This window comes from Immundisolibacter sp. (assembly GCF_041625615.1).
Classification (GTDB): Bacteria; Pseudomonadota; Gammaproteobacteria; order Immundisolibacterales; family Immundisolibacteraceae; genus Immundisolibacter.
This window is the reverse complement of sequence record NZ_JBFJTF010000176.1, coordinates 1-3,913: the sequence shown is the minus strand read 5'-3', so window position 1 is coordinate 3,913 and position 3,913 is coordinate 1. Positions and strand designations below refer to the sequence as shown.

Below are 3,913 nucleotides of genomic sequence, written 5' to 3'. Positions count from 1 at the left end.
GCCGGCGGCCGAGCGCGCCGCCCTGCAGGGCCTGGCCAACTGGGCCTACCGTTTCGGCACGCCGGTCACCACCTGTGCGCAGCAGCAGGCGGTGTGGGTGGAGGTTGGCCGTGGCAGTGCGCCGTTCGGCGGCTGGGCGGGGCTGATCGGTGCCATCGAGGCCGACCGGCCGCCGCAGCCGGCGTACTTCGGCATAGCCCCCACGCTGGCGGCCAGCCGGCTGCTGGCCGGTGCCCGGGCCGGCCTGAAGCGGCCGGTGTGGAAGACGCAGGACATCGCCGCCGCCATTGCCGGGTTGCCGCTGTCGCTGCTGCCGCTGGAGGCCTCGGCGCAGCGCCTGCTGGCCGACGCGGGCCTGCGGCGCATCGGCGAGGTGCTGGCCATCGCCCCGGCGGCGCTGGGGCAGCGTCTGGGGCCGCCGGCGCTGGGGATGCTCGACCGGCTGCTTGGGCGGGCGCCGGAGGGCTGGCGGGCGTTCACGCCACCGGCACGCTACCGGCGGCGATTCGAGTTTGCCGAGCCGGTCCACAGCCGCGAGGCGCTGCTGTTTCCGCTGCGCCTGCTGCTGGACGAGTTTGCCGCCTACCTGCGCGCCCGTGACTGCGCCGTGCAGCGTTTCAGCCTGGGTTTCAGGGACGCCCGCCGGCAGGCGGTCACGCAGCCGGTGGGTCTGTTGGCGCCGACGCGTGATGCGGCGCACCTGCTGCGGGTGCTGCGCGAGCGTCTGGAGCGCGCCGAGCTGCCGGATGGCGTGCTGGAACTGACGCTGGCGGCGGATCGTTTCGAGCCGCCGCCGGTGCGCCAGGATGACCTGTTCGGGGCGGATGCGCGCAGCGGCCAGCGCCTGCTGGAACTGCGCGAACGCCTCACGGCACGGCTCGGTGAGGCGGCGTTGCGCCAGGTCGCCGTCAGTCCCGGCCGCCGTCCGGAGGACGCCATGACGGCCTCCTGCCAGCCGGGCGCCGGTGACCGGGCGGCCGTCGCCGACACGCAGCATCCGCCGCGACCGCCGTGGTTGCTGGCGCAGCCGCAGCGCCTGACGCCCGGGCGCCTGCTGGGGCCGCCCGAGCGCATCGAGGCCGGCTGGTGGGAGGCGGCGGCCGGGCGCGATTATTTCCTGGCCGAGGACGCTGCCGGGCGCCTGTGCTGGGTGTACCGGGATCTTGGCGACGGTGTGTTCTACCTGCACGGGTTGTGGCAATGAGCGGCGGCTACGCCGAGTTGCACTGCCTGTCGAATTTCTCCTTCCAGCGCGGCGCCTCGCACCCGCACGAGCTGGTGACGCGCGCCGCCGGGCTCGGCTACCGGGCGCTGGCGCTGACCGACGCGTGCTCGCTGGCCGGCATCGTGCGTGCCTGGGAGGCGGCGAAACCGCTCGGCCTGCCGCTGATCGTCGGCAGCGAACTGCAGCTCGAGGACGGTCCGAAACTGGTGCTGCTGGCGCCGGACAAGGCCGCCTACGCGCAGCTCGGCGCCCTGATCACCCATGCCCGCCGGCGCAGTCCCAAGGGCCGCTACCGCCTGACGTTGGCGGACCTCGACGCCGGCACCGACCGCCTGCTGGCCTTGTGGTTGCCGCGCTGGCCGGCGCGGGGCGTCGACGAGGCGGTCCTGGCCGGCGAGGCCGAGGCGCTGGCCGCGCGTTTCGGCGACCGGTTGTGGCTGGCCTTCGAGCGCCTGCTGCACCCGCAGGACCGCGCGCGGCACGCCGCGCTGGCGGCGCTCGGCCGGCGGCTGGGCCGGCCGCTGGTGGCCAGCGGCGACGTGCACATGCATGTGCGCGAGCGCCAGGCGCTGCAGGACGTGCTGGCCTGCATCGGCGCCCACACGCATGTCCACGACCCGGCGGCGCCGCTGTTCCCGAATGCCGAGCGGCACCTGCGCGAGCGGGCGGTGCTCGAAAGGCTCTATCCGGCGGCGCTGCTCGAGCAGACGCTGGCGATTGCCGAGCGCTGCACGTTTCGCCTGGACGAGCTGCGCTATCAGTACCCGGAAGAACTGGTGCCGCCCGGCATGAGCGCCGCCGACCGGCTGCGGGCGCTGGCCGAGGCCGGCATGCGGCGCCGCTACCCGGATGGCTGCCCGCCGGCGGTACGCGCGCAGGTGGACAAGGAACTGGCGCTGATCGCCGAGCTCGGCTACGAGCATTACTTCCTCACCGTCGAGGAACTGGTGGCCTTCGCCCGCGGCCGCGGCATCCTGTGCCAGGGTCGCGGCTCGGCGGCCAACTCGGCGGTCTGTTATCTGCTGGGCGTGACCGAGGTCGATCCGGCACGCATGGACCTGCTGTTCGAGCGCTTCATTTCCAGGGAGCGGGGCGAACCGCCGGACATCGACATCGACTTCGAGCACCGGCGCCGCGAGGAGGTGATCCAGCACATCTATGCCAAGTACGGTCGCGAGCGGGCGGCGCTGGCCTGCACCGTGCAGTGCTACCGCCGGCGCGGGGCGCTGCGTGACGTCGGCAAGGCCCTGGGACTGAGCGAGCAGCAGGTCGACGCCGTCAACCGCGCGCTGGCCTTCTGGGACGATAAAGCCGCCCTGCTGGCGCAGCTGCAAAAACAGGGCTTCGCGCCGGATGGCGCCACCGTGCGGCACCTGCTGCGCCTGACCGGCGAGCTGACCGGCACGCCCAGGCACCTGTCGCAGCACGTCGGGGGCTTCGTCATCTCGCAGCGGCCGCTGAGCGAGCTGGTGCCGGTCGAGAATGCCGCCATGGCCGAGCGCACGGTCATCCAGTGGGACAAGGACGATCTCGACGCCATGGGCCTGCTCAAGGTGGACGTGCTGTCGCTGGGCATGCTGTCGGCCATCCGCCGCTGTCTGGAGCTGGTCGGTGCCTGGCGCGGGCGGCCGTTCCGGTTGCAGGACATCCCGGCCGAGGACGGCGCCACCTACGCCATGATCAGCCGCGGCGAGACCACCGGCGTGTTCCAGATCGAGAGCCGGGCGCAGATGTCCATGTTGCCGCGCCTGAAGCCAAAGACCTTCTGGGACCTGGTGATCGAGGTTGCCATCGTGCGCCCGGGGCCGATCCAGGGCGACATGGTGCATCCGTACCTGCGTCGTCGGCAGGGTCTGGAGCCGGTGCAGTACCCGAGCGAGGAACTGCGCCAGGTGCTGGCGCCGACGCTGGGCGTGCCGCTGTTCCAGGAACAGGTGATGTCGATCGCCATCCGCGCCGCCGGCTTCACGCCCGGCGAGGCCGATCAGGTGCGCCGTTCCATGGCGGCCTGGCGGCGCCGCGGCGGTCTCGATCATTTTCGCGACAAGCTGCTGGCCGGCATGAGTGCGCGCGGCTACGACCCGGACTTCGCCGAGGCCATCTACCGGCAGATTCTGGGGTTCGGCAGCTATGGCTTTCCGATGAGTCACGCGGCGAGTTTCGCGCTGCTGACCTACGCCTCGTGCTGGCTGAAGTGCCACCAGCCGGCGGCGTTTTGCGCCGCGCTGCTCGACTCGCAGCCGCTCGGTTTCTACGCCCCGGCACAGCTCATCAACGAGGCACGCCGCGCCGGCGTGCGTTTCCGGCCGGTCGACGTGTTGCGCAGCGCCTGGAACTGCACGCTCGAAGCCGGGCCGGACGGCGCGCCCGAGGTGCGCCTGGGGCTCAATCAGGTGCGCGGCCTGCCGGCCGGGGAAGGGCAGGGGATCGCCGTCGCGGCCGCGGCGGCGCCGTTCGTGTCGGTACAGGATCTGGCCGAGCGGGCCGGCCTCGGCCGTCGGGCGCTCGATGCCCTGGCCGGCGCCGGTGCGCTGGCGAGTCTGGCCGGGCATCGCCATGCCGCCCGCTGGCAGGCGGCCGGCGTGCGCCGCAGCCGCGACCTGCTGGCCGGTCGGGCGGCGCGGGAGGTGTCGGTGCCACTGCCGGCACCGCGCGAGGCACAGGACCTGGCCGCCGATTACCGTGGTC

2 protein-coding genes are annotated in these 3,913 nt (G+C 73.1%); both read left to right on the top strand.

The features are described from left to right. Positions 1-1,204: DNA polymerase Y family protein (locus ABYX71_RS10930; protein WP_372696529.1), on the top strand; the 1,204-nt coding region annotated here is incomplete at its 5' end. After that, positions 1,201-3,913: error-prone DNA polymerase (locus ABYX71_RS10925; protein ID WP_372696528.1), on the top strand; the 2,713-nt coding region annotated here is incomplete at its 3' end. The genes ABYX71_RS10930 and ABYX71_RS10925, both read left to right, overlap by 4 nt.